Genomic DNA, 483 nt, shown 5'->3' with positions numbered 1-483 from the left:
GCCCCATTCGTGCCGATGACGACCGACGCCAGGCATGACTGGTCAATCGTGCCCAACCGGGCCCGAGGCCTTCAGCTGACCGACATCGACCAGCTCTGGGTGGCCGACATCACCTATGTCCATCTCGCCGAGGAGTTCGCATTCCTGGCGATCGTGCTTGACGCCTTCAGCCGCAAGGTCATCGGCTGGGCGATTGCGACCCACCTGAAGGCGGAACTCGCCATCGAGGCGCTGGACAAGGCGATTGCGGCACGCCGGCCGGCACCGGGAAGTGTCATTCACCATAGTGATCGCGGTGTCCAATACGCCTGCGCTGACTACGCAGCACGACTTGCAAGCCACGACATCCAGCCGAGCATGAGCCGCATCGGCAATCCTTATGACAATGCCAAGGCCGAGAGGTTCATGAGGACCCTGAAGGAAGAGGAGGTAGATGGCCAAGCCTATCGCGACATCGACGATGCAAGGACAGGGATCGGCGAG

The 483-nt window shown here is 61.7% G+C and carries 1 protein-coding gene; it reads left to right on the top strand.

What is annotated here, in order from left to right; translation table 11 throughout:
- Nucleotides 1-483: IS3 family transposase (locus EN808_RS35125; RefSeq protein WP_135918216.1), on the top strand; the 483-nt coding region annotated here is incomplete at both ends.

The sequence above is a fragment of the Mesorhizobium sp. M8A.F.Ca.ET.165.01.1.1 genome (genome assembly GCF_004792065.1).
Classification (GTDB): domain Bacteria; phylum Pseudomonadota; class Alphaproteobacteria; order Rhizobiales; family Rhizobiaceae; genus Mesorhizobium.
Note: the sequence above shows the minus strand (reverse complement) of the source record. Positions and strands in the feature narration are given on the sequence as shown.